This window comes from Deltaproteobacteria bacterium, from assembly GCA_019309045.1.
Taxonomy (GTDB): Bacteria; Desulfobacterota; Syntrophobacteria; order BM002; family BM002; genus JAFDGZ01.
Genome location: JAFDGZ010000027.1, coordinates 12368 through 34958, shown reverse-complemented (window position 1 = coordinate 34958; position 22591 = coordinate 12368). Strand labels below are relative to the sequence as shown.

General features: G+C 53.0%; 23 protein-coding genes. 18 read left to right on the top strand and 5 right to left on the bottom strand.

Annotated elements, in window-relative coordinates; all coding sequences use genetic code 11:
* The first annotated feature begins 156 nt into the window (after positions 1-156).
* The 7 genes from JRI89_07885 to acpP all read left to right on the top strand — a co-directional run bounded on the left by JRI89_07885 (position 157) and on the right by acpP (position 6105).
* Entirely contained in the window at positions 157-1125 is a 969-nt protein-coding gene (locus JRI89_07885; GenBank protein ID MBW2071161.1) for a ParB/RepB/Spo0J family partition protein, read from the top strand.
* Positions 1126-1214: 89 nt separating this feature from the next.
* Positions 1215-2288: a DNA photolyase gene (locus JRI89_07880; protein MBW2071160.1), complete on the top strand. Its 1074-nt coding sequence runs from the start codon at positions 1215-1217 to the stop codon at positions 2286-2288.
* Between the two features lie 154 nt (positions 2289-2442).
* Positions 2443-3123, top strand: coding sequence for a lysophospholipid acyltransferase family protein (locus tag JRI89_07875; protein ID MBW2071159.1), 681 nt, complete (start codon positions 2443-2445; stop codon positions 3121-3123).
* 76 nt (positions 3124-3199) lie between these two features.
* Positions 3200-3889, top strand: coding sequence for a thermonuclease family protein (locus tag JRI89_07870; protein ID MBW2071158.1), 690 nt, complete (start codon positions 3200-3202; stop codon positions 3887-3889).
* Between the two features lie 74 nt (positions 3890-3963).
* Positions 3964-4425, top strand: coding sequence for an NUDIX hydrolase (locus JRI89_07865; protein ID MBW2071157.1), 462 nt, complete (start codon positions 3964-3966; stop codon positions 4423-4425).
* 197 nt (positions 4426-4622) lie between these two features.
* The gene (locus JRI89_07860; protein ID MBW2071156.1) at positions 4623-5633 is read left to right on the top strand and encodes a TetR/AcrR family transcriptional regulator; all 1011 of its coding nucleotides are present in this window, start codon (positions 4623-4625) and stop codon (positions 5631-5633) included.
* A 223-nt stretch (positions 5634-5856) separates the two neighbouring features.
* Complete coding sequence (gene acpP, locus JRI89_07855) at positions 5857-6105, top strand: acyl carrier protein (protein ID MBW2071155.1); 249 nt, start codon at positions 5857-5859, stop codon at positions 6103-6105.
* Between the two features lie 185 nt (positions 6106-6290).
* Here the strand turns inward: acpP and JRI89_07850 are convergent, their stop codons facing one another.
* Complete coding sequence (locus tag JRI89_07850; protein MBW2071154.1) at positions 6291-6446, bottom strand: hypothetical protein; 156 nt, start codon at positions 6444-6446, stop codon at positions 6291-6293.
* A gap of 524 nt (positions 6447-6970) precedes the next feature.
* On the opposite strand from JRI89_07850, the gene JRI89_07845 reads away from it, so the two are divergent.
* Positions 6971-8224 carry a DUF21 domain-containing protein gene (locus JRI89_07845; protein ID MBW2071153.1) on the top strand — a complete coding sequence of 418 codons (1254 nt, stop codon included), beginning with the start codon at positions 6971-6973 and terminating at the stop codon, positions 8222-8224.
* A 106-nt stretch (positions 8225-8330) separates the two neighbouring features.
* Here JRI89_07845 and JRI89_07840 read toward each other — a convergent pair whose 3' ends face one another.
* Positions 8331-8786: a bifunctional nuclease family protein gene (locus tag JRI89_07840; protein ID MBW2071152.1), complete on the bottom strand. Its 456-nt coding sequence runs from the start codon at positions 8784-8786 to the stop codon at positions 8331-8333.
* A 299-nt stretch (positions 8787-9085) separates the two neighbouring features.
* Between JRI89_07840 and JRI89_07835 the strand changes: the two genes are divergently transcribed.
* The 3 genes from JRI89_07835 (at position 9086) to JRI89_07825 (ending at position 11476) form a co-directional block, all read left to right on the top strand.
* Positions 9086-9856: a 4Fe-4S binding protein gene (locus JRI89_07835; protein ID MBW2071151.1), complete on the top strand. Its 771-nt coding sequence runs from the start codon at positions 9086-9088 to the stop codon at positions 9854-9856.
* A gap of 426 nt (positions 9857-10282) precedes the next feature.
* Entirely contained in the window at positions 10283-10978 is a 696-nt protein-coding gene (locus JRI89_07830) for a thymidylate synthase (GenBank protein MBW2071150.1), read from the top strand.
* A 168-nt stretch (positions 10979-11146) separates the two neighbouring features.
* On the top strand, positions 11147-11476 hold the full coding sequence (locus JRI89_07825) for a hypothetical protein (GenBank protein ID MBW2071149.1): 330 nt from the start codon (positions 11147-11149) through the stop codon (positions 11474-11476).
* A gap of 506 nt (positions 11477-11982) precedes the next feature.
* On the opposite strand, the gene JRI89_07820 is transcribed toward JRI89_07825, so the two are convergent.
* Positions 11983-13194 carry an MFS transporter gene (locus JRI89_07820; GenBank protein ID MBW2071148.1) on the bottom strand — a complete coding sequence of 404 codons (1212 nt, stop codon included), beginning with the start codon at positions 13192-13194 and terminating at the stop codon, positions 11983-11985.
* Between the two features lie 345 nt (positions 13195-13539).
* Positions 13540-14274 carry a hypothetical protein gene (locus JRI89_07815; protein MBW2071147.1) on the bottom strand — a complete coding sequence of 245 codons (735 nt, stop codon included), beginning with the start codon at positions 14272-14274 and terminating at the stop codon, positions 13540-13542.
* A gap of 891 nt (positions 14275-15165) precedes the next feature.
* Here JRI89_07815 and trpE point away from each other — a divergent pair.
* The 7 genes from trpE (at position 15166) to JRI89_07780 (ending at position 22060) form a co-directional block, all read left to right on the top strand.
* Positions 15166-16665 carry an anthranilate synthase component I gene (trpE, locus tag JRI89_07810; protein MBW2071146.1) on the top strand — a complete coding sequence of 500 codons (1500 nt, stop codon included), beginning with the start codon at positions 15166-15168 and terminating at the stop codon, positions 16663-16665.
* A gap of 4 nt (positions 16666-16669) precedes the next feature.
* Complete coding sequence (locus JRI89_07805) at positions 16670-17278, top strand: aminodeoxychorismate/anthranilate synthase component II (protein MBW2071145.1); 609 nt, start codon at positions 16670-16672, stop codon at positions 17276-17278.
* 95 nt (positions 17279-17373) lie between these two features.
* Positions 17374-18423 (top strand): anthranilate phosphoribosyltransferase, encoded by a 1050-nt coding sequence (gene trpD / locus JRI89_07800; GenBank protein MBW2071144.1) that lies wholly within the window; start codon positions 17374-17376, stop codon positions 18421-18423.
* Between the two features lie 70 nt (positions 18424-18493).
* Positions 18494-19303: an indole-3-glycerol phosphate synthase TrpC gene (gene trpC, locus JRI89_07795; GenBank protein ID MBW2071143.1), complete on the top strand. Its 810-nt coding sequence runs from the start codon at positions 18494-18496 to the stop codon at positions 19301-19303.
* Between the two features lie 89 nt (positions 19304-19392).
* The gene (locus JRI89_07790) at positions 19393-20016 is read left to right on the top strand and encodes a phosphoribosylanthranilate isomerase (protein ID MBW2071142.1); all 624 of its coding nucleotides are present in this window, start codon (positions 19393-19395) and stop codon (positions 20014-20016) included.
* A 9-nt stretch (positions 20017-20025) separates the two neighbouring features.
* Positions 20026-21255 carry a tryptophan synthase subunit beta gene (trpB, locus tag JRI89_07785; GenBank protein MBW2071141.1) on the top strand — a complete coding sequence of 410 codons (1230 nt, stop codon included), beginning with the start codon at positions 20026-20028 and terminating at the stop codon, positions 21253-21255.
* Positions 21248-22060, top strand: a complete 813-nt coding sequence (locus tag JRI89_07780) for a tryptophan synthase subunit alpha (protein ID MBW2071140.1) — start codon at positions 21248-21250, stop codon at positions 22058-22060. Before trpB ends, JRI89_07780 begins: the two co-directional genes overlap by 8 nt.
* Here the strand turns inward: JRI89_07780 and JRI89_07775 are convergent.
* On the bottom strand, positions 22033-22512 hold the full coding sequence (locus JRI89_07775) for a hypothetical protein (GenBank protein ID MBW2071139.1): 480 nt from the start codon (positions 22510-22512) through the stop codon (positions 22033-22035). The two genes, JRI89_07780 and JRI89_07775, sit on opposite strands and share 28 nt — an antisense overlap.
* Positions 22513-22591: the final 79 nt, after the last annotated feature.

Genomic DNA, 22591 nt, shown 5'->3' with positions numbered 1-22591 from the left:
CCGGCGCCAGCACTGCCGGACGAAGTGGTGCAAAACACCAGATCTCGCTACCAGGAAGCCTTGCGAAGACTAACGGGGCAATGACAAGTTCCTCTATTGCCTGTCCGGTCCAAGAAATTCCTTTGCTGCTATTCCAGCGAACATTGCAGTATTATTATGAATACAGGACAGCAAGATTTCATTCGTCTGGCTGACATTGACTGGTCGGACAGCGTCTGCTTGATTACCTATGGAGCTCCCCCGGCCTCCCTGGCCCTATCCATTGAAACCATCGGTGTTGTACACAGCCCCGTTGTGCAGAGGAAGAAAAGCGGCCTTTATCGCATTGTCTGCGGCAGCCGCAGGCTCGCCATATGCAAGAAAAATGGTCTCGATGCACTCAGGTGCAGCTTGCTGCCGGAGGAACTTTCGCGGCAGTCCTGTCTGCGCATAGCTGTTTTTGAAAATGCGGCTGCCAGGGAGCTGAACCCGGTGGAAAAATTCCTTGCTCTGAGCAAGACGGCAGGCTATGTAAGTCGAGATGAACTCATCGACATCTATATGCCGCTGCTCTCTCTCGAGCCCAGTGAGGTGATGCTGGGACGCTACCTTAGCCTGGCCGCCGTAGAAGCGGCTGTGCTGGATGCGGTAGCGACTTACAGCCTTCACGAGCGTACTGCTTTTGCACTTGCAGGTCTGAGGCCGCAAGACCGCCATAGTCTGTTTCAGTTGTTCAAAGAACTGCCCTTCAGTGCCAGTGTGGCAGAGGAGATCATCCAGCTCGCCAGCGAGATAGCCCTCAGGGATGGGAGCACCATAGCCGCAGTCATTGACTCTGAGGATATTCGTCAACTTCGGTTGCAGACCAACAGGCCAGCTAGACAGAGGGCGGGGGACATTCGTCTCTATCTGCAGGAGAAGCGAAGTCCACGCCTCAGCAGCAGAAAGAAAAGATTCGCCGCGGAGGTGCGCAATTTGGGCTTGCCCGCAGGGGTGAAGCTGGCGCCGCCCCCGTTCTTTGAAGGGCCTCGCTGGCGCCTGGAATGTACATTTGGTCATCCAGCTGACCTGGTGGACAAGCTGCAGCAAGTGATACGGTTGGCTGGCAGCCATGATCTGGCGAAAGTTATGCAGAGTGGGCCTTGAGAGCACTGTGCTCATGAGGGTAGAGCCCAATTGCCAGGCAACGGACAATCCCTTGCGGACACCATGGTGGGGTAGAAAGAGCACTGCAGATGAGTTCGAGCAATTTTGAGCCCAACCGGTTTGTTATAGAGGAGTCGGTGGCGGACAGCCCCATGGTGCAGCAGCTCTTGTCCAGAGTTTCTGGCGCCGAGATCCAATTTGTCTCCGAGGTGAATTCCACCTCCCAGATGAGTGCTGGCACCCTGGAGGTGGTCAGATTCAAGGGACGATTCATCAAACCCTGTCCGGGAACCAGCCATTATCTCTGTTGCGGTTACCAGATACTCCATCTGGGGACCAACTGTTCTCTGGGGTGCACTTACTGCATCTTGCAGAGCTATTTCCCCGGGGCAGCTCTGCGTATTTTCGCTAATATGACCGACATGTGGCAGCAATTAGAGGCGCACCTGCGGAACTCCAACCGCAAAGTGCACCGCATAGGTACAGGTGAATTCACTGACAGCCTGCTGCTCGATCCCCTCACTAGAATGAGCGAGGAGCTGGTGCCTTTTTTTGCCGACCAGGATAATGCAGTTCTCGAGCTAAAGACAAAGACTACCAACGTGGATCTTCTCGGCGGCCTCGAACATGGCGGCCATACCATTGTCGCCTGGTCACTCAATACTCCATATCTCATTGAGCGACAGGAGTGCGGTGCTGCTTCATTGAGCCAGAGGCTGGCAGCGGCTGCTCGCTGTCAGGCCTGGGGATATCGGCTGGCTTTTCATTTTGATCCACTGATCGCCTATCCTGGCTGGCAGCAGGACTATGCTGACCTGGTGGCCCAACTGTTCAAAGCAGTGGATCCTGCTGGTATTGCCTGGATCAGCCTTGGCACCTTGAGATTCATGCCCTCCCTGAAAGCAACTCTCTTCGAGCGCATAGCGGACAGCGCTATCCTCGGAGAGGAATTCATTACTGGCATGGATGGCAAACTCCGCTATTTTCGTGACCTGAGGGTGGAGATGTACCGCCATCTCAGTGATCTTTTGCGGCAGGGCAGGCGAGATCTTTGCATCTATCTTTGCATGGAAAGTGACGATATCTGGCGAGAAGGCCTCGGTTTCAGTGCAGCTGACAGGGGTGGCCTCGTTGCCCTGTTGGATCAGCAGGCCTTGCCATAGAGGGCAGCTCGGGGCAAACAGTGATGACAAGAACTGCCAGCGCTTGAACTCTGCAGAAGCTTAATCGCTGCTGAAGCAGCACCAGGGCTCGATTGTCGCGACAGCGCAGCAGTGCTGTTGGATCTGTCGCTTGGTGTGACAGGACTGAAAAGAAATGCGGATTCGCAATCTTGCAGACCTTTATCTGACCGCTCCCTTCATTCGCAAGATCCTGGCGCCTCTGATCAGAGCGTGGTTCCGGACCTGTAAAGTGGTGATCCTCAATGAACAGGTTTACCGTGATTACGTACTCTCCTCCCGTCCGGTGGTGGCCTGCACCTGGCACCGGGCTGCGATTTACCTGCTCTATTATTTTGGTCGCTTTCAGCCAATGGTCATGATGAGCAGGAGCAAGGACGGCGAAATCCTGGCGCATTACGCCGAAGCCTGTGGAATAATCCCTGTTCGTGGATCTTCGAGCAGCGGTTCCAGGGAAGCCTTGCAGCAGATGTGCAGGCACCTGCAGCAGGGCGGCAAGGCCTGTGCCACTGTGCTGGACGGTCCCAGGGGGCCTGCCTTTGTTGCCAAGAAAGGCATGCTGGTTCTGGCCAAGCTTTCCGGGGCACCGCTAATGCCGGTGATATGCTCGGCAAGCCGGAGCCTTACCATCAAGGGCAGCTGGGACAGTTCGGTGCTGCCGCTTCCCTGGAGCCGAATCTATCTTGCAGTAGACGAACCCATCCATGTGCCGCCTGACTGTGACAGGAAGGAAATGGAGAGATTGCGGCAGCTCTTGCAATCGCGCCTCAACAGCATGATGTTCCAGGTGGATCGCTGCAGCGGCTACCATGGGTGAAGCTGGCTGCATGTAGCTGCCGCGGCAGGCATTTGCATACCTGCCACAAGAGTGAAACAGCAGAAAGGATGCTGACATGCAACGCAAAGGCGTGCTGCAAGCAATTTTCCTGGGCAGGGGAAGACCAGTTCTCCTGCTGCTTTTCTGCATCAGCCTGCTTGTGGTGGCCTGCCTCCTGGCCGGGACGGTGCTGTCAGGTCGACCCGAGAGGGTTTGCCGCCAGGTGCGCTGGGTGAATGATGGCGATACCATTGTCCTTATGGATGGTAGCAAGGTTCGCTACCTTGGCATTGACGCGCCGGAAGTTGCCCATGGGGATCAACCAGCTGAACTATATGGCAACACAGCTCGATCTTTCAACAGGCGACTGGTGCGCAATCATAAAGTGTGGCTGGAGTTTGACAGAGAGCGCCGCGACCACTACGGTAGACTGCTGGCCTATGTCTTTCTGGCCGACGGAACTTTTGTGAATGGCGAGCTTGTCAGGAGAGGCTATGCGCATCTGTTCAGAGGACAGCCCGATTTGCGCTACTGGGATCGGCTGCTCGATTTTCAGCGCAAGGCTCTGCAGGAGCACAAAGGTATCTGGTCGCTGCCAGTCAAAAATCCGGAGAGTTACTACCTGGGCAACAGCAAGAGCTGGATATTCCACAGACCGGATTGCCCTTTCGGCAAAAAAACTGCTCGCCGAAACAGAATACGCTTCAAAGATCGCTTCCATGCCTTTTATGAGGGCTTCAGTCCCTGCCGTCGCTGTCGGCCCTGAAGTTTTTTCCAGCGCCAACGGTCGAGGAGCACCAGGAGTGCTCCATAGACATCTTGCCTCTTGAGGGGCACAAGATGCAGAGAGAATATCCGAACTCACCCCTGGTGGGGGTGGGAGCAGTTATCATCGACAATGACAGGGTGGTACTGGTCCGCAGGGGCAAGCCTCCTGGCTACGGACAATGGACCCTTCCTGGCGGCCTGGTGGAGCTGGGTGAAACTACCACAGCAGCTGTGGTTCGGGAGGTCAGCGAGGAGGTAAGTCTCCATATTGAGGTCCTGGAGCTGCTAGCCGTGCTGGACAGGATTATCATAGATGCCACAGATATGGTGAGGTACCACTATGTGCTCCTTGACTTTCTTTGCAAAATAAGAGGGGGCAATCTGCGGGCAGACAGTGACATTCTGGCTTGCCGTCTGGTGCCCCTGCAAGAGCTCGATTCATATGCACTGAACCCTGAGACAAGGGAGGTGATAGCCCGAGGATACCGCTGCCTTTGCGGCGAGAAGGCGCAGGTTTATTTTGCCAGATTCTGAACGGAATATTTCTGAAGCAACTCCATGCGTGTCCAGGGCCTTTCATTATGCTGCCGCCATGTGTGGGCTTTCGCATGAAACAATTCTGCTGTTCATTCGGTAGCCGGAACCTTCACCCTGTACACCAAAAACAACTTGACAGGCAGCAATAATTGCGGATAATGACGGACCAGTCCGTCATATAGAGGTCATTGGAAATGGCATCTGAGAAAGCTGTAAAAATCAGGCTCGAGCAGAAGCACAGGAAAGAATTGCTGCACTTGCTGGCCGATCCAGGTTCAGGGGTGGAGGCTCGCTGGGAGGCCTTCTGGCAGGCAGTCCTGGCAAGAGTTCCCCGCTCCACTGAACTGGCTGCCGAAGTCCTGGCAAGGGTCTTCGAAGAGGGAATGGCGCTCATTTCGAGTCGATCCCAGGATTCCGGTGTTCTTTCCATGAGGTGGGTGCGAGAGGTGAGCAGAGTTGCTGCTGAGCGCGGCCTCGACAAAGCTGATTTCCTCGAGATATTGCTGACGCGTCATCTGATCAAGCAGGGAGAAGGCCGCGATCAGGTCAGAATACACAGTCCCGAGACCCGGCAAAAAATATTGACTGCTGCCCTGGAGGTCTTTTCTGCCAAGGGTTATCATGGTGCAACTGTTGATTTGATTGCGGAGCGGGCGGGTTTTGGCAAAGGAACAGTGTACAGGCATTTTCGCAGCAAGCGGCTGCTTTTCAGTGAACTGATCCGCACCAAAGTGGCCGAACTGGAAGAAGAAGTCAACTGTGCCATAGATCCTGAAGCAGATGTGCTGGAGACCATCGAGGCCTATTTGCGAGTCTATTTCGAATTTTTTGACCGCAATCGGGATCTCTACAAAGTTCTCATCCAGGAGCAGAGTGATTTTGGCGCTGAAGTCAAAGCACTTTATATTGGCAACATTCTCCGAAAGATACCATTGCTGAAACGCAAAATTTTTCAAGCTGCTCGAGATGGACGGTTGAAAAGGCTGAACTTCCAGACAGTATTTTACGGGGTCATGGGTTTTGTGGACGGGGTGATTCAGAAATGGCTCGCCAGTGACGGCAGATATTCGCTTGTTGAGGAACTGCCCACTGTGGTAGAAATAATGTTTCATGGTTTTGTGCAAAATGGCGGTTCAGACCACGATTTTCTAGATGGTCGTTCGCTTCCTGCTCCCCGGAAGACAAGGGCCAAACTAGGATCGTGAGCTCCTGTGGAATATTGAATGCAGGATAAGGGCATACATACCAGAAGAAAGGGGGGATGCTGGCAAATAGTCTTGTTTCGGGGTGATTTTCTTCTGCCCATGAGGAAACAATATATGAAGCCGAAGTAAACAAGCAGTGGATAATTGACACCCTTTTGGGACCTGGCGTCGATCCAGCGATGCTGGAGGTCCTGAACAGACAATTGTCGTGGAGGAAAGATACATGAGCGCTGCAGATATAAAAGAGAGGATAAAAGAGATTATTGCCAACCAATTGGGAATCGATCAAGGAGACATCACTCCGGAGGCAAGTGTGGTGGATGATCTGGGTGCAGATTCCCTGGATGTTGTTGAGCTCATAATGGCTCTGGAAGAGGAGTTCAATCTGGAGATTCCTGATGAGGAAGCTGAAAAGATCAAGAATGTCCAGGATATCTATACCTTTATGGAGAGCGCCTTGCAGGCTGCCTGATAACAGCCTGCTTTGAGAAAAATTACCTTTACGGTTGCCACCTCTCAAAGCATTGGGCAGAAGGGGGGCAGTGCTCCCCTTCGCCAGTCAATTGAATTTCCAGCCTTCTTACAATCAATGTAGAGACTGCGCCACGCGCCCGTGCAGAATAACCAGCTACCGGTCAGTGCTTGCTTCTGGCATGGTTATTCTGTTTCTTCGCTGCTCACGCTGGCTCTTATGGTTCGGAATACGCTTTTGAAAAAGCTGTCGAATTGAGTGGGCGAAATGCGGCCAATCTCAATGAACTTTACCACAATTTCCTTGGTAACTTTGAGAATCTTTTCTTCTTCTCTCGTCATAGTGCAGGTACCTCCCGGCATGAGAAAGCCTCCGCTGGCTGGAAGAAGGCCTATTTTCTCGCTACCCAGCAGAGGCTTCTGAGGTGAAGGAAAACTGGTTAACAGCACTCCAGCCCTCAAGGCTCCTTATAACAGAGAGCAGAAACAGGAGCAAGCCTGGCGTTACAGTTTTGTCCTGCTGCGATTCCTGGACGGCCACGGTCGCGGTTGCCATGCCCGCCTCATCACAGGGCCGCGTGCGTCGGGTCATTTGTTGCCATTGCAGTGACCGACTAGTGAAACAGAGACCTCGTTGGCTCAGCTGTGCACCTGAGCGTGGTGCAATCAATAATGAGGCCATGCTGGCAATTGTGTTCCTGCGTCGATATCCGAGATAGGCCCTGCGTCTGCCGATCTGTTGCCGTATACCAATAACCGATAATTTAAAAGCAATAATTAATAACGGTTGATGGCAAAAGCTGAAATCTCTGGTATTAATATAGCGATTCCTGCCTGAGGCCCTTTTAAAAAGGAGGCACTTGGATATGGCTGCTTGGCCTTTCCTCATGTCGTTGCTAGGTGTTCTTCTGGTGTTTTCCGCCTTTTTTTCTGGCTCAGAGACAGCTCTGATGGCTGTTGATCGCTGGCGCCTCCGCCACCTGGCCAGAAAGGGAGGCAAACCACTGTTAGTACAGAAAACTCTCGAAGAGCCTGACAAACTCATCAGTACCATCTTGCTGGGCAACAACCTGGTAAATGTGGCGGCATCTGCCATTGCCACCAGCCTTGCAGTGTCCTGGCTGGGTGACGGCGGCGTTATCTGGGCCACCCTCGTAATGACTGTTCTTATATTGATTGTGGCGGAACTGACCCCCAAGACAATTGCAGCCTATTATCCTGAGAAGGTTGCCATTCTCGTTATTCGACCGATTACGGTGCTAATTGTTGTTCTTTATCCAGTGGTCAGACTGCTTGCTGCAGTGAGCGGCAAGATGATCGGCTTGTTGGGTATAGGCAAAGCCGACCGACGTTCCATTCCCAGTCCTGATGAGATTGCTGTAATGATTAAAGCAAGTGCTGAGCAAGGCGTCTTGAGAAAAAGAGACGAGGAGATGCTGCAGGCGGTCCTTGCCCTTGACAAAATACGGGTAGAGTCGGTTATGGTTCCCATGAGAGACGTGGTATCATTCGATGTGGAGATGCCATGGCAAGATGTGTTTGACATTGCGCGCCGCCGGGAGTTTTCCCGTTATCCTGTATATCAGGGCCAGAAGACCGAAGTCCTAGGATTTGTTCATATCAAGGATCTGTTCAAGTGGCACATTAGACCAGATGATTTTTCCTTGCGGAAGATCTTGCGGCAGGCTACCTTTGTGCCGGAAGGCAAGTCAGCCCGCAAACAACTGGTAGATTTCCAGAAGAGCAGACTCCATTTGGCTTTTGTAGTAGACGAATATGGCGAGGTTGTCGGCATAGTCACGCTGGAAGATATTCTCGAGGAAATAGTTGGCGAGATTGAAGACGAGCATGACAGGTTTCTTAGAAGAATCCAGAGACGCAGTGATGGCTCCTATGCTGTAGACGGCAGTTTGTCGATCCGTCACCTCAATAAATGGCTGGGCTGGAACCTGCCTGAGGACGGCTATCAGACAATTGCCGGTTTTGTGCTCACCCTATTTGGCCGCCTCCCTGAAAAGGGCGAGGAAGTTGAGTGGCAAAATTTTAACTTCCGGGTGGATCAGATGTTTGCCAAATCAATAACGAGGATTGTGGTGCAAAAGAAGAAAGAGTCTCTTTGATGAGTAGTTGTTCGGCGGTCGCAGATGATGCTGTTTGCAGAGACTTGCTGAGAAACAGCCACAGTTCCTTGTTGCCAGGCAGATCCTCACCCCTCAGTGATGCTGTTCAAAACTTTACAGTCTTGCAGATTTCTTCGTACTCTTTGATCTCCTCTGGGGTTAGTTCGCGGCGGAACAATGCGCGGTTTACCAGAATCGGTATCTTTCGGTTCAAAGCCAGGGCAACTGCGTCGCTTGGTCTGCTGTCCACACTGCATTCCTCGTCGTTTGCCCGAAAGACTATATTGGCATAGTAAGTGTTTTCCCGCATATCATAAATTTCAACGCGCAGGAATTCGACAGGCGTGTTTTCGAGAATGTGCAAATAGACCTCATGGGTAAGGGGACGTTTGGCTTCAACAAGACCTTTTTCTTTGGCAATGGCTGCAAATTCAGAGTCGCCAACAAACATCATGAAGTATCGCTTGTCATCTTCACGTTCTTTGAGAACAACCATGTTTCCTGAACTCCGGTCGGTTTTCAAGTAGACCTCTTGAATAGGAACCACTTCTACCATGGTCATCGTCATCCCCCCTGATACTCTGAATTTCGAGTTGGCCGTTATTGAAGGCTTCCCAGGCAGTTGCTCTCTGTCAATTATAATCACTCCAGTTGATTTTTGGAAGTCGTCACAACTTGCCTCCACGGAGGGCAGAAGAAGTGAATCTGTTGGTCAGGGGCAAGCCACCACTGTTCCAGCAGGTAAAATCATGATACTCTTCTTTTCAGCGAGACACCTCAGGGGGGCTTTGACTTAAATCAAAGCCAGGATGCCATTTGTGGCTTAGAATCAAGCTACAAAATTCTGGCGGAGGTGTTGTTATGAGTGTAAGAAACATCATTGAGATCGACGAAGAGAAATGTGACGGTTGCGGCAACTGCGTTATCGCCTGTGCAGAGGGTGCCATAGAAATTCATGACGGCAAAGCGCGGATCGTCAAGGAAAGCTACTGTGATGGACTGGGGGCCTGCCTGGGTGAATGCCCGCAAGGCGCTTTGACCGTTGTGGTCAGAGAAGCAGAGCCGTTTGATGAGGAAGCCGTCAAGGAGCATCTGGAAAGGCTCAAGGGGAAATCAGGGCGAGAACCAACAGCCGAGGCAAAAGCTGCCTGTCCGAGTGTGTCAGCAATGAGTTTTGCTGTTCCCGACAGTTCAGCCCTCGCTCGGATTGGCAAGGGAGAATCAAACTCCCTGCTGAGAAACTGGCCTGTTCAGATAGAATTGCTGCCAATAAATGCACCGTTTTTTCAGGATGCCCACCTGCTGATTGCTGCTGACTGTTTTGCTTTTGCCGCAGCAGATTTTCATGAACAATATCTTGACGGCAAGGTGCTGGCAGTAGGGTGCCCCAAGCTGGACGACACATCCTTGTATCTGGAAAAGCTAACCAATATACTGGCCGAGAACACAATCCAGGCGGTGACGATTGCCTATATGGAGGTACCTTGCTGCAGCGGCCTGGTTCATCTAGTAAAAAAAGCCCTGACAGCGAGTGGCAGAGCAGTGCCGCTTACCACCATCAAATTGGGGGTCCAGGGCAATGTACTGGAGCGTGAGGAGTTGCCTGCTGGGGAGATGGCGGCAGAGGGATGAAGTTGGCAGCACTGATCAAGCGGGTCGGCCATCTTTCCTGGTTGCTTAATCCAGGCTCTTTTCTTGATACCCGGTATGAAGCAAGGCCACAACAAAGCTGCAGAAGACTTTGTTCATTCTTATGGCAGCGCCATCTGGGCGCAGCTTCACAGGGGCAACTGTGAGTGCGCCTCTTGGCCATGCTGTTGCAGGAGGTGGCTCTTGCTGACGGAGAGTTTTCTGTATTGGTCTCGCCTCGAGGACACCTGAAATTCAGAAAAGATCAGTCAGAAGAAAGCCGCTCTCTGGCGGCGGGGAAGACCTCCGAGCGAACTCCAGCTGGGCCCATTTTTGAGGTGACGGGCTGGTGCGGCAGTTGCTTTGCAGGTGTGTCTGATACACGGACTATCGATGTTTCGAAGGAGGAGAGGGATGGCAAAAGGAACTTTGAGACCCGTTTTTATCGAGGCTACCACACTGCCTGATTCGTGGTTCCAGATCATCTGGAACTTGTTGGATCATGGTCGGGAATGGATCATAGACCGCGGCTCCTATGCCGGGCAGAAAAGGCTGGAGCTTGACTATATAACAGTTCACGTCAAGCATCCGGGAGTACGGCCGCTTTTGCCAGATATCCCTGCTCACCTTGGCATTCCCAATCCGGTGGCCGAGGATTACCTGGACGACTATCTGCCCTACCTGATGACCCCTGAGAAGGCCACAGGTGAAGACTACACTTACGGTGAACGGCTGGCAGGCGGAGTGGGCATAGACCAGATTCAGACGGTGATCGATACTTACAAGCAGTACGGCTTCAGAAACAACCAGATGATCATGACTGTGGGCATGCCTACTGATCTGCAACTGGAAGATCCCCCCTGCCTGCGTCATATCGACACTAGAATTCAGGACAACCACCTGCACTTTTTCGTATACTTTCGTTCCTGGGACGCCTGGAACGGATACCCGGCCAACCTGGGCGGCATTCAGTTGTTGAAAGAGTACATGGCTGCGGAAATCGGCGTGGAAGATGGTGAAATGGTAGTGGCGTCGAAGGGTCTCCATATATACGATTATGCATTCGATCTTGCCAGATTGAGAACCTACCGAACTTCTGAAGGCGAAAGTTCTACTGGAAAATAGTCGAACAATTTTTCCCTACCTCCCTGTACCAGGAGGTTCTGCTGGGTACCCTGGGATTGGGCTCAGTCGTGCTGGCATGAGAGTTGCTTTACGCTAGTTGAGTGACGTGGGCACTAATCAGGTGGAAGTGTACCAGCATACTGCCAGAACTTCAGGGAGGTAACCTCCATGTGGTCCGAATTTATACTGGCCCTGAAAAGCCATGATTTTCAGGCGATCAATGACGTGATCTCCAGGATTGACTATGTGACCTTCTTCAAAAATCCATGGGTTATTGGAATCATTGCCATCTGCTGCATAGTATTTTTGATCCGGGGTATGAAGAGGGCTATAGTTACAATGCTGTCTGTTCCGGTGGGACTCATTCTTTACCAGGAGACGGCACAAAAGACTAACGTGGTGGATCTAGAAAAAAACAAGTTGATAATGTTCGTGCTGGGTTTTGTGGTAATTGCAGCAGTGAACATCTATTTTTGGGTTGTACGCAGCGAAAACTAGCACCCCATGCGAATGTACTCCTAGTTGATGCCACCAGAGGCATGCGCGGCAATATGGCTGAAATTGACCAGGACAGCCCCTGCTCATTTTTTGTCAGCATACGCCACCAACTGCCTCCTATAACCCCGCCTTCAAGACTGGACAATGCAGTCTGAGGCCAGCGGCTCCCCACATATTGCCAGGACCTCAGCAAATGACCAGTAACTATTACCGATAAGCAATGATCTCGCGGCCGAGTACTGCAACGACACGCTCCTTTCACGGGAGGAGACAGCAGTATCAATCTAATGGGAGCGGCATTCTGCCGCGATCAAGATACGGCCATGGCTCGAGTTACCAAGCCTGTGTCGTAAAGCAGCCACTTGCATGGAGTTCTTTTCTTGCCGCTGCCGTAGTAACCGATTCACGATACAGGCTTCGTTAACCCGGCCGCCAGTCTCGGTCTGCATTCCGTACACCCCGTTCCGGATTCCCCGTTCCGCATTCCCCACTCCGCATCCCCCCTTTCACTCTCCTCCTTCCCCCCCTGGCAGCGTGCATTCATTCAACCAGGGCCTCACTGTCATAATGAGCAGATAAGCAGGCAAAGCCAGGAGAAAGGTAATGGTGAAATAACTGCCGTAGCCGAGTCCTGCTGTAGCCCAGCCGCTCAAGGAGCCGGCAAGAGAGCGGGCGATGCCAAAAAGGGCTGACAGCAACGCATACTGGGTCGCTGCCCATCTCTTGTTGCAGATGCTCATGAGAAAGGCCAGATAGGCTGCTGTACCCAAACCGCCACAGAATGATTCTATCAAGGAGGCGCAGTAGACGCCCCAGTGCCCTGTCTGCGGCAGGTGGGCTACTACAGCGTAGCCGAGGTTGCTTACGGCCTGCCAGAGGCCAAGAAACCAGAGACCGTGGAAAATGCCAAAACGGCTGGTGAATCCGCCCCCAATCAGGGCTCCCGAAATTGAGGCTACAATGCCGACGGTGCCGGTAATGAAGCCTATCTCGGTGGTGGACAGGCCACGGTCTACCCAAAAAGGTCTTACCATGGGGCCCATGGCCATATCCCCAAGTTTATAGAGAAAGATAAAGGCCAGTACCTGAAGGGCTCTGGGGCGCTTCAATAGGTCCCGCAATGGCTCAATTATGACGATGGCAGAGCCCTGGCCACGGCTTGCTTGAATGGGGGGCAGCAAGAAACTGTAGATGGAAAAAAGACCTATAAAACACGCCGCCAGTAGAATACACCAGCGCCATCCTACCCAGCCGCCGAAGGCCACAAAGAGTCCGCCGGCCACGAGCAGAGCCACTCTGTAGGTAGAGACGCGAATGCCATTGGCCACCCCCATTTCCCTGGTTTCCAGTATTTCAATGCTGTAGGCATCAATGGCTATGTCCTGCGTGGCTGCAAGAAATGCCAGGGTCATCAAACAGAGCCAGAGCGGCAAAGAGCCGCTGCTCGGGCTGATGAATGTCAGTGCCGCAACAGCGATGGCCATCAACAGCTGGCAGGTCCCCATCCAATAGCGGTACTGGCCAATGCCGTCCACCGCGGGCGCCCAGAGGAATTTGAAAGACCAGGGCAGGCTCAGGATACTCATGAAGCCGATGGCGCGAAGAGACAAACCGTGGATGCGAAAATAAACAGGCAAGGTGTCCCAGAGAAAACCAAAGGGAAAGCCTTCTGCAAAGAAGATGAGGCCGACAATGAAAAGCTTTTTGCGAAGGTGCAGCTTTTTCACAGTCTGGACTTTCACAGGCAGGATATTACAAATCTGGCCCTCAGATTCACTTGCTGCAAGTTTGCTTCAGTAATATATGGTGAGGTCCCAGCATACACCACGGCTGGTTGCAAGCCAAGGGAAAGAAGGCCAGACCGGGCTGCCCACCTTGTTTTATTTTCGGGTGTCAGGATCTGGTGGCACAAGGACTTTACCCCGGCAGTGGGGCACTGACTGTTGAGTTGCTCTGGAGATAATCGACAACGCTCAAAGGACAGCTCGTTGGCGGGGTGTGGCTGCTGCTTCAAAGGAATGCCATGAGAAGCAGCAGCAAGTGAGGCGTTTCAATATTCAAGCTCAGGCAGCCTTGTGAGATCGCTTGGCATAATCTTCCAGTTGAAAGACGCCACCAGGGTGATTGTGGATCAAGCGAAAAACCGTCTTGGAATCGACCTTTTTTTTCTGGCAGAGAAGACAGATCTTGTAAAAGGTAAGGGTGGTCATGCCAACGATGCCATTGGCTGCCAGGGCCTCCTGTGCTCTGAGAGAAAAGTTCTTGAAGCCCTGGTTGGGAGCTGTTTGCTTTTTCATACTATTGCTGGCAACGAGCACAACTCTCTTTTTGCCCCCTTTGCCGTTGTCAAAAGCCGTCAGAAGATCCCATCTGTCCCAGTTGCTGCGAATTTCGGCAACATCTCCCAACACAGTGAGCCCGAAAGTGGCGTCTATCCCTGCTATTCTACAAAGCCGGTCCACGCCATTATTTTCAGGGGAACTGGCCACTTCAAATCCCAAATCCTTCAGCAGAGAGTGTATTGCATCTTTGAGAAGCAACATATTCTTGCTGCGCAACACACAGTCGAGCGGCTTGAGCTGTGTTTTTTCCTCTTCGGCTTTGGCCTCGTCTTGCTTCTGACTGCCAGTCCCTGTTTTGCCACCGGCAATTCTGCTCTCGATCTTGGAGACCACAAACATTGCAGTGAGACAAATGAGCGGCAGCAGTAGCTTCGCTGTGCCCGTGTAGTTCAGTACAGAGTAAAAGGCAAAAACCGCCAGCAGAAGTTGAAACAGCAGAAGAGTCTTTTGCTTCATGGGCATCTTCCTTTTAGTTGGAGTATGTGGAAGCAGAAAGCAATTCTTGTGCCAGAAACGGCACCTGCAGGAGGACCCGGTTGGCCGCAAAGAGAGCTCCTATCAGGCGGGCAGACAACTAGATGGTGACTTCAAGGAGGATATCTGGCAGGCTGCAAAGGCTATGGTCCGGCCTGTCCTGCAACTGACGAGCTGGACGACTAGATAGTTATCCCTGGATAGAAAGATTCTGATATTCTCAATTTTAAAACTATTATTCCTCGCAAGGGCTGCAAAACGGCAGAGGCTGCCTTCAACTCTTCCAGAGGTCAGGGCTTTTTCGTATTTTCGGCTTCCGGAAGCAACCCCTTGGCGCGGAGCTTCAAGCGCTTCCGTCTGCGCCGTCTGCGCCGTTCCAGTTCTCTCCGTCGTTCGATCTTCTTGTGTCTTGCCATATGAGCTCCTTTAATGTGGGTGTAGCAAATGCACATCTTTATAAAAAATAGCGGCTGGAGTCAATAGATTGATACACGACAGTCTTCATTTTCTCTTGAGTAACAGCAATTCCAGGAAGCCGTCGATCTGGTGCAGACAAAATATCGACCAGAGTGGTCGCATGGCGAGACACATTTCAGTTGACATTGGTGCTCCATTTTTAGTATCATTGGCGCAACTGGAGCATGGTATGAGTGAACTGAGCAAGGAAATCGTGGCTTATTTCAATTGGCGCTGGTGGTGGTGCACAAAAGGAGGAGTTTATCCACCACCTGGACCTTGAGCCGTAAAATTCGCCAATAGTTCAAAGCCGTGGGTAAGCTCTTCAGCCCACGGCTTTTTTGTTGAAGAAAGCCGTGGGACCTAGATGAACTCACGGCTTTTTGTATTCAAGCAGCTTGGCAAAAGGGGTTGCCAGTGTATTTTCCAAGCAAGAAAGAATTCTTGCGGCTTGCCGAGCAGGGAAACATTCTGCCGGTATATTGCGAGATTACGGGTGATACTGAAACACCCATTACTCTCTACAAGAAGGTTGCTACCGGGAAGGAATCTTTTCTCCTGGAGAGTGTGGAGGGAGGGGAAAAATGGGCGCGTTACAGTTTTATTGGCCATCAGCCGATTCTCCTGGCAAGAATTACTGGCAAAAGAGTTGAGCTTTGCAGCAATGCCAGTGTCGAAATCCGTGAGGTCTCCTCGCCTTTTGCTTACCTGAGAGATCTGCTCAGAGGTTTTCGAGCCGTTGACATTCCTGGTTTGCCGCGGTTTTTTGGTGGTCTGGTTGGCTATTTGAGCTATGACATGGTGAGGTTTATTGAACACCTTCCCTGCGACAAACCGGATGATGTGGGCATGCCGGATGCAATATTTATGATACCTGCCCAGCTGCTCATCTACGACAACCTGAGCCAGACGATCAAGATTGTTGTGAACGTTCATTTGAGAGAGGGTGAAGACAGAGCCGGCGCCTATGAGCGTGCTGCTGCTGAAATTGAGCATACTCTCGAGCAGTTGCGCTCGCCCATCCAGACAGTACCCCAGATGGTTTCTTCCTGTGAACCTATTCATTTGACAGCCAACATGGAACGGCAGAGATTCGAGGAGATGGTAAGGAGAGCCAAGCAGTATATCACTGACGGCGAGGCAATTCAGATAGTCCTGAGCCAGCGCTTTCACACAGAAGCCGAGGTGAATCCCTTCAACGTTTATCGGGCACTGCGGCGGGTGAATCCTTCGCCATACATGTATTACCTCCATTTTGGGGAGGATGTGGTGGTGGGCGCCTCACCGGAGGTTCTCGTTCGCCTGGAAAATGGCCGCATCGCCCTGAGACCAATAGCTGGTACCAGGCCGCGGGGCAAGGATGACAGGGAGGATGCCCTCCTGGAACAGGAGCTCCTGGCTGATCCCAAAGAGCGCGCCGAGCATGTCATGCTCGTCGACCTCGGTCGCAATGACGTGGGGCGGGTAGCTGCAGTGGGCTCAGTGGAGGTTACTGATCTGATGGTTGTGGAAAGATATTCGCACGTGATGCACCTGGTATCGCATGTGGAGGGGGATCTCGCCCAGGGGCTGGACATGTTTGATGTGCTGCAGGCCTGCTTTCCGGCCGGGACGGTTTCCGGCGCCCCCAAGGTTAGGGCTATGGAAATCATAGATGAGCTGGAGCCCACCAGGCGAGGTCTCTATGCTGGTGCAGTAGGCTATCTGGGTTTTACCGGTAACATGGACTTCTGCATCACTATAAGAACGCTCCTGATGCGGCGGGGACGCGTCTATTTTCAGGTTGGTGCGGGAATTGTGGCAGATTCGGATCCATCCCGTGAATTCGATGAGACCGTCAGTAAGGGCAGGGCTCTGGTGAGAGCCCTGGAGATGGCAGTATCAGGTCTGGAGGAGGCGCCTCGGGCAAGGAGGTAGGGCAATGATCTTGATGATCGACAACTACGATTCTTTTACTTATAACCTGGTGCAGTATTTTGGCCTTCTCGGGGTGGAGGTACAAGTACATCGCAATGACCAGGTGACCATCAAGGATGTTGAAATATTGCGGCCGAAACGTCTGGTGATCTCACCAGGTCCTGGCACTCCGGAAACAGCGGGTATAATCGTGCCCTTGATCAAACGGTTCTATCAAGACATGCCCATACTGGGAGTATGCCTGGGGCATCAGGCGCTGGGTGTGGCATTTGGCGGTGAAGTGGTGCATGCAGCCAGGCTCATGCACGGCAAAACTTCAGAAATTCGCCATGACGGTCAGGGGGTCTTTCGCAACCTTCCCGATCCCTTTACTGCCACCAGATACCACTCGCTTGCTATTCACCGTCCTTCTTTGCCTGACTGCCTGGAAATTTCCGCAGAAAGTGAAGATGGAGAGGTCATGGCGGTGCGTCACCGCCAATATCCGGTGGAAGGGATCCAGTTTCATCCCGAGTCCATACTTACAGAACAGGGTATGAATATATTGAGAAATTTTCTGACTCTCGACAGAAACGAGAACAATATTGACAAACAATGCCTGTCCAGCAATTGAAACTGAGGAATTTGCAGCAAATGCTGGCTGCTGTAGGTTGGCCAGCAGAACCGCTTGCTGGACAGCAGAGAGAAGCGTCAAAAAGGGGGAATTTCATGTTGAAACCAGCCATCAAACAAGTGGTGGAACGCGTGGACCTCAGTGCGGCCCAGATGGAGTCGGCCATGGATATCATCATGAGCGGCAAGGCCACGCCAGCACAAATTGGGGCGTTCATTACCGCCTTGAGACTCAAAGGTGAGACAGTGGACGAGATCACCGGGGCAGCCCGGCTCATGCGCCGCAAGGCCACCAGGCTCAAAGTGGGCAATTCTCTGGTGAACATTGACCGTGAGGAAATCAACATAGACCTGGAAACTATTGTGGACACCTGCGGTACAGGGGGGGATGGCACAAACACCTTCAACGTTTCCACGACCACGGCTTTTGTAGTGGCGGGATGCGGTATCAGAGTGGCCAAACATGGAAACCGCTCTGTGTCCAGTTTGTGCGGCAGTGCTGATGTGATCGAGGCGCTTGGTGTAAACCTGGATGTGCCGCCTCGGGTTGTGGAGAGATGTATGGACGAGGCTGGCATTGGCTTCCTGTACGCTCCGGCCCTGCATGGTGCCATGAAGCATGCCATCGGGCCTAGAAAGGAGATCGGTATCCGCACCATTTTCAACATCCTCGGGCCCCTCACCAATCCTGCCGGGGCTAACGTGCAAGTTCTGGGGGTCTACGAGGAACGCCTCACGGAACTGCTGGCCAAGGTCCTGCAAAAACTAGGGTCTCGCAGCGCCTTCGTGGTTCACGGTGAGGACGCTCTCGACGAGATCAGCATCACTGGCCCCACCACAGTCAGCGAGCTGAAGGACGATCAGGTACGCACCTACACGGTTACGCCTGAAGATTTTGGCCTTCCTCGAGGTTCACTCGAAGAGATCCGCGGTGGAAACGTTGAGGACAATGCTAGAATTGTGCTGGAAATTCTCAATGGACAGCCGGGGCCCCGCAGGAACATGGTGCTGCTGAATGCAGCTGCTGCTCTGGTTGCTGCGGGAAAAGCCGCTGATTTTCAAATGGGGATTGCCCAGGCAGCCGAAGCCATAGACTCGGGACAGGCTCTGGACAAGCTGCAACACCTGAAAGCACTGACCAACTAGCATGGCCAGGGAGCAGGCGGTCAGCGGCGGAAGCAGGGTGTGAACTCCTGCTATTCAGAGGTTTAACAGAGTGATACTTGATCGCATAGCAAGAGCCAAGAGAGAAGAAGTTGCCGGGCTGAAAAAGAGAGTGCCGCAGAAAGATCTTTTGCAGGCAGCTGAGCGGGCGGGTGCGGTTCGCGACTTTGCGGCTGCGCTGCGGCGGGGCGGCATGCCTGCAGTGATAGCGGAAATAAAGAAGGGATCTCCTTCCGCTGGGATCATCAGGTCCCGATTAGATGTGGCAGCAATCGCTGCCTCTTATGAGAGAGCAGGAGCGGCAGCCATATCAGTCATTACCGACAAAAGGTTCTTCTTTGGCAGCCTCGACTACCTGACCCAGGCCAGGGCAGCCACCTCACTGCCGCTTCTCTGCAAGGACTTCATAATCGATGCCGTTCAGGTTTTGGCCAGCCGTGCTGCTGGTGCTGATGCGATTTTACTCATTGCTGCCCTGCTGGACAGCAACACCTTGCCGGCCCTTATGGACCTGGCGCATTCACTGGGGATGGCATGCCTGGTGGAAGTCCACGACGAGAAAGAACTGGCATGGGTCCTGAAAACGGAGGCCAGGATTATCGGCATCAACAATCGGAATCTACAAACCTTTGCGGTCGATCTCCACACCACAAAAAGGCTGATGCCCATGATTTCAGGCGAGCGGCTGGTGGTGAGTGAGAGCGGCATTCAGGATCACCATGATCTGGCATCACTGGCAGCTATGGGTGTCCAGGCAGCTCTGGTGGGTACTTCTCTCATGCGGGCAGAGGAGCCAGGGGACAGGCTGAGAGAACTACTGGGCGCCTCCAGAAGAGCAGCGCCCCGAACGCAGATAGGGTAAGGGTTGCAGGCTGAGGGCCAGCGCAGTTACCCGTCCGGCATCATGATTCAGAGGAGACAGCAGTGTGCTCGAGTGCTCTACAGCCGCAGGTGGTTCGCATCAAGATCTGCGGCATTACCAGGTTGGAGGACGCCATGGCGGCTGCCACGATGGGAGCTGACGCCCTCGGCTTTGTCTTTGCTGCGAGCCCCCGACGAATCTTGCCCGAAAGGGCTAGGGAGATAATTGCCAAGCTGCCGCCTTTTTTGCAGACAGTGGGTGTTTTTGTAAATGCCTCTGCTGAAGAAGTAGCAAGGACTGCCTCCTGGTGTGGCCTGAATGTTCTGCAATTCCACGGCAATGAATCTGTGGACTACTGTCGGCGCTTTGCCCAGAAGGTCATCAAGGCGCAGCGGGTAAGGAACCAGGGAGATCTGTCCGGACTCTCCGCCTATACAGGGGTGACGGCAGCTCTACTCCTTGATACTTTTGTCAGCGGCATGAGCGGCGGCACCGGCACAACCTTTGATTGGGAGCTGGCGCGGCAGGCCCGGCAGTATGGCAGAATCATTGTGGCCGGAGGGCTCACTCCTGAAAACGTGGCTGCTGCCATCAGCAAGGCTAAACCCTATGGCGTAGACGCCAGCAGTGGTCTAGAAAAGAGCCCTGGGGTGAAGGACCACGACAAGATGAGACAGTTCATCAAAAACGTTCGGCAGACCATACTGACTTGAGAGGGGAACATGTCGAAACAAGGATATTTCGGCCGCTTTGGCGGCGCCTTTATTCCGGAGATTCTCAGTGCCACCTTTGAACAGTTAAAAGAGGCCTTTGCAGCCGCAAAGGAAGACCAATCTTTCTGGCAAGAGTTTGAGCAGCTCATGAGAACCTATTCCTGCAGACCAACCCCCCTTACTTACTGTGACAACCTCAGCTGCCGCTTTGGCGGACCTCGCTTTTATTTGAAAAGGGAAGATCTGAATCATACTGGGGCGCACAAACTCAACAACGTCATGGGACAGGGGCTGCTGGTCAAGAGAATGGGCAAGACGCGCGTCATAGCCGAGACAGGCGCTGGCCAGCACGGGGTGGCCACTGCCACCATGGCTGCCAAGTTCGGCTTCGCCTGCACTGTCTATATGGGAGAGGTTGATGTGGCTCGGCAAAGGCCCAATGTATTCTGGATGGAACAGCTGGGCGCCGAAGTGGTGCCTGTATGCGATGGGGCTCGCATTCTCAAGGACGCCATTAATGAGGCGCTTCGGGATTGGGCAGGCAACATGGACACCACCCACTATGTGCTGGGCACTGCCTGTGGCCCGCATCCCTATCCAGAGATGGTGGCCTCCTTCCAGGCCATCATAGGAAAGGAAGCTCGAGCGCAGATACTCCGGGAGGCCGGCCGTTTGCCCACCAGGGTCTATGCCTGTGTTGGCGGCGGCTCGAATGCCCTTGGTATCTTCAGTGGTTTTCTCGATGATCCTGAAGTGGAGCTCGTAGGAGTAGAGGCCGGCGGCGAAGGCCTGCATACCAGCAGACATGCAGCCAGGCTTGCCTCTGATCATGCTGATGTGGGCATTGCCCAGGGTTACAAGACCTATTTTCTGCAGAATGACGACGGTCAGATGCAGGAGACTCACAGTGTTGCCGCTGGGCTCGATTATATCGGCGTCTCTCCTATTCTTTCCTCCTACGCCGAGGAGAGCAGGGTGCGATTCGAAGCAGCCACTGACAGAGAAGTCCTGGCAGCCACGAGATTGGTCATGAAGGAAGAGGGGATTATTCCAGCGCTGGAATCTGCACATGCGCTTGCTGGGGCATTCAGGGAAGCGGATCAACTGAGTGAGGCAGACATCGTCGTGATCAATCTCTCAGGCCGGGGCGACAAAGATATATTTACCATTGCTGAGGCCCTGGGCGACTCCGGCTGGGAATCGTTCATAGCATCGAAATCGGAGGCATACCGTGCTTGAAGAGTACATAAGAGAGCGATGCAGGGAAAAGAAGATCCTCCTCATGGCCCATGTGGTGGTGGGCTACCCAGATCTGCAGAGCAGTCTTGATCTTGTGGGCGAGATTGTCTCTGCCGGTGTGGACCTGATGGAGCTGCAGATTCCATTTTCGGAGCCCATTGCAGACGGCCCGGTCATTGTCAAAGCAAATCAGGCTGCCCTGGCAGCTGGTGTTCGAGTGGCTGACTGTCTGGAGTTTGCCAGACGAGTTACCTCCAGCTTTGACATACCTTTTCTTTTCATGACCTACTGCAATATCATGTACAAGAGAGGAGCGGAGCGCTTTCTTGCCGAGGCTGCTGAGGCTGGCATCAGAGGTACCATTGTAGCAGATCTGCCTCCTGAAGAGGCCGATTTCTACCTGGAGGCAGCAGACAAGAGCAATATTGATCCCATTTTCATTCTAACTCCCACCACTGCGCCCACTCGGCTGCGTTACCTGGCCACATTTGGCAGAGGTTTTTTCTACTGTGTTGCCCGCAAGGGTGTCACAGGAAGCAAAACAACCTTTTCCTCTGAAGTGACTGATTTTCTCTCGAGATGCAGGGAGGCCACCAGGCTACCCCTGGCCGTGGGTTTCGGGGTGAGCAGCAGGGCTGACGTGGAGTTCTTGCAAGGCAAGGCGGAAATTGCCGTAGTGGGCACCGCAGCGCTGCGTCTTCTCGAATCCGAGGGAGCAGGAGCGGTCAACGCCTTCTACTCGAAGCTGGCTGGCAGGCAAGCGAGTGATGCTTCTTCTCAGATTTCCACTTTTGCCACCAGGTAGCCTGCCATGACGCGGGAGACGGTTTCGAGGATGGCTTTTTTTTCTCGGGCCTGCCATTTTCCTCGCCCGAGAGTAGGTTCCAGGTGGAGGAGAATGGCCTCGGTGATCTCGCTGGCCACCTCCTCTGATCTGCCATACTGGTCGATTTTCGTGGCCACCGCAGTGGCCAGCTCCTTTTCGAATTTATCCAGGACTTCCAGTAAGGTGGCCTCTCTTTCCTTGAGGCCTCCCAGTTTGGCGTAATCTATCAGTTTTTGCATGTCTTTTTGGAACTGTTCCAGGGCACAGAGTGAGGCAGCCTGAGCCAGAACCTCCTCCGTGCGGGCGTGCCTCTTCAGGAGATGTTGAATGGTAACAGCAAACTCACGCAGAGTCTCATCCTCGAACTCATCTTCGGCTCTGCTCATATTTTCTATTCTCTCTATTACCTTTTTCGCTATCTCCTCGACCATGTGGATCCCCTTCAGCAAAATAGCTAACGATTTTCAGTTGATCACCAACTTCTCATACTCGGCCTTGCTCTGTCAAGAA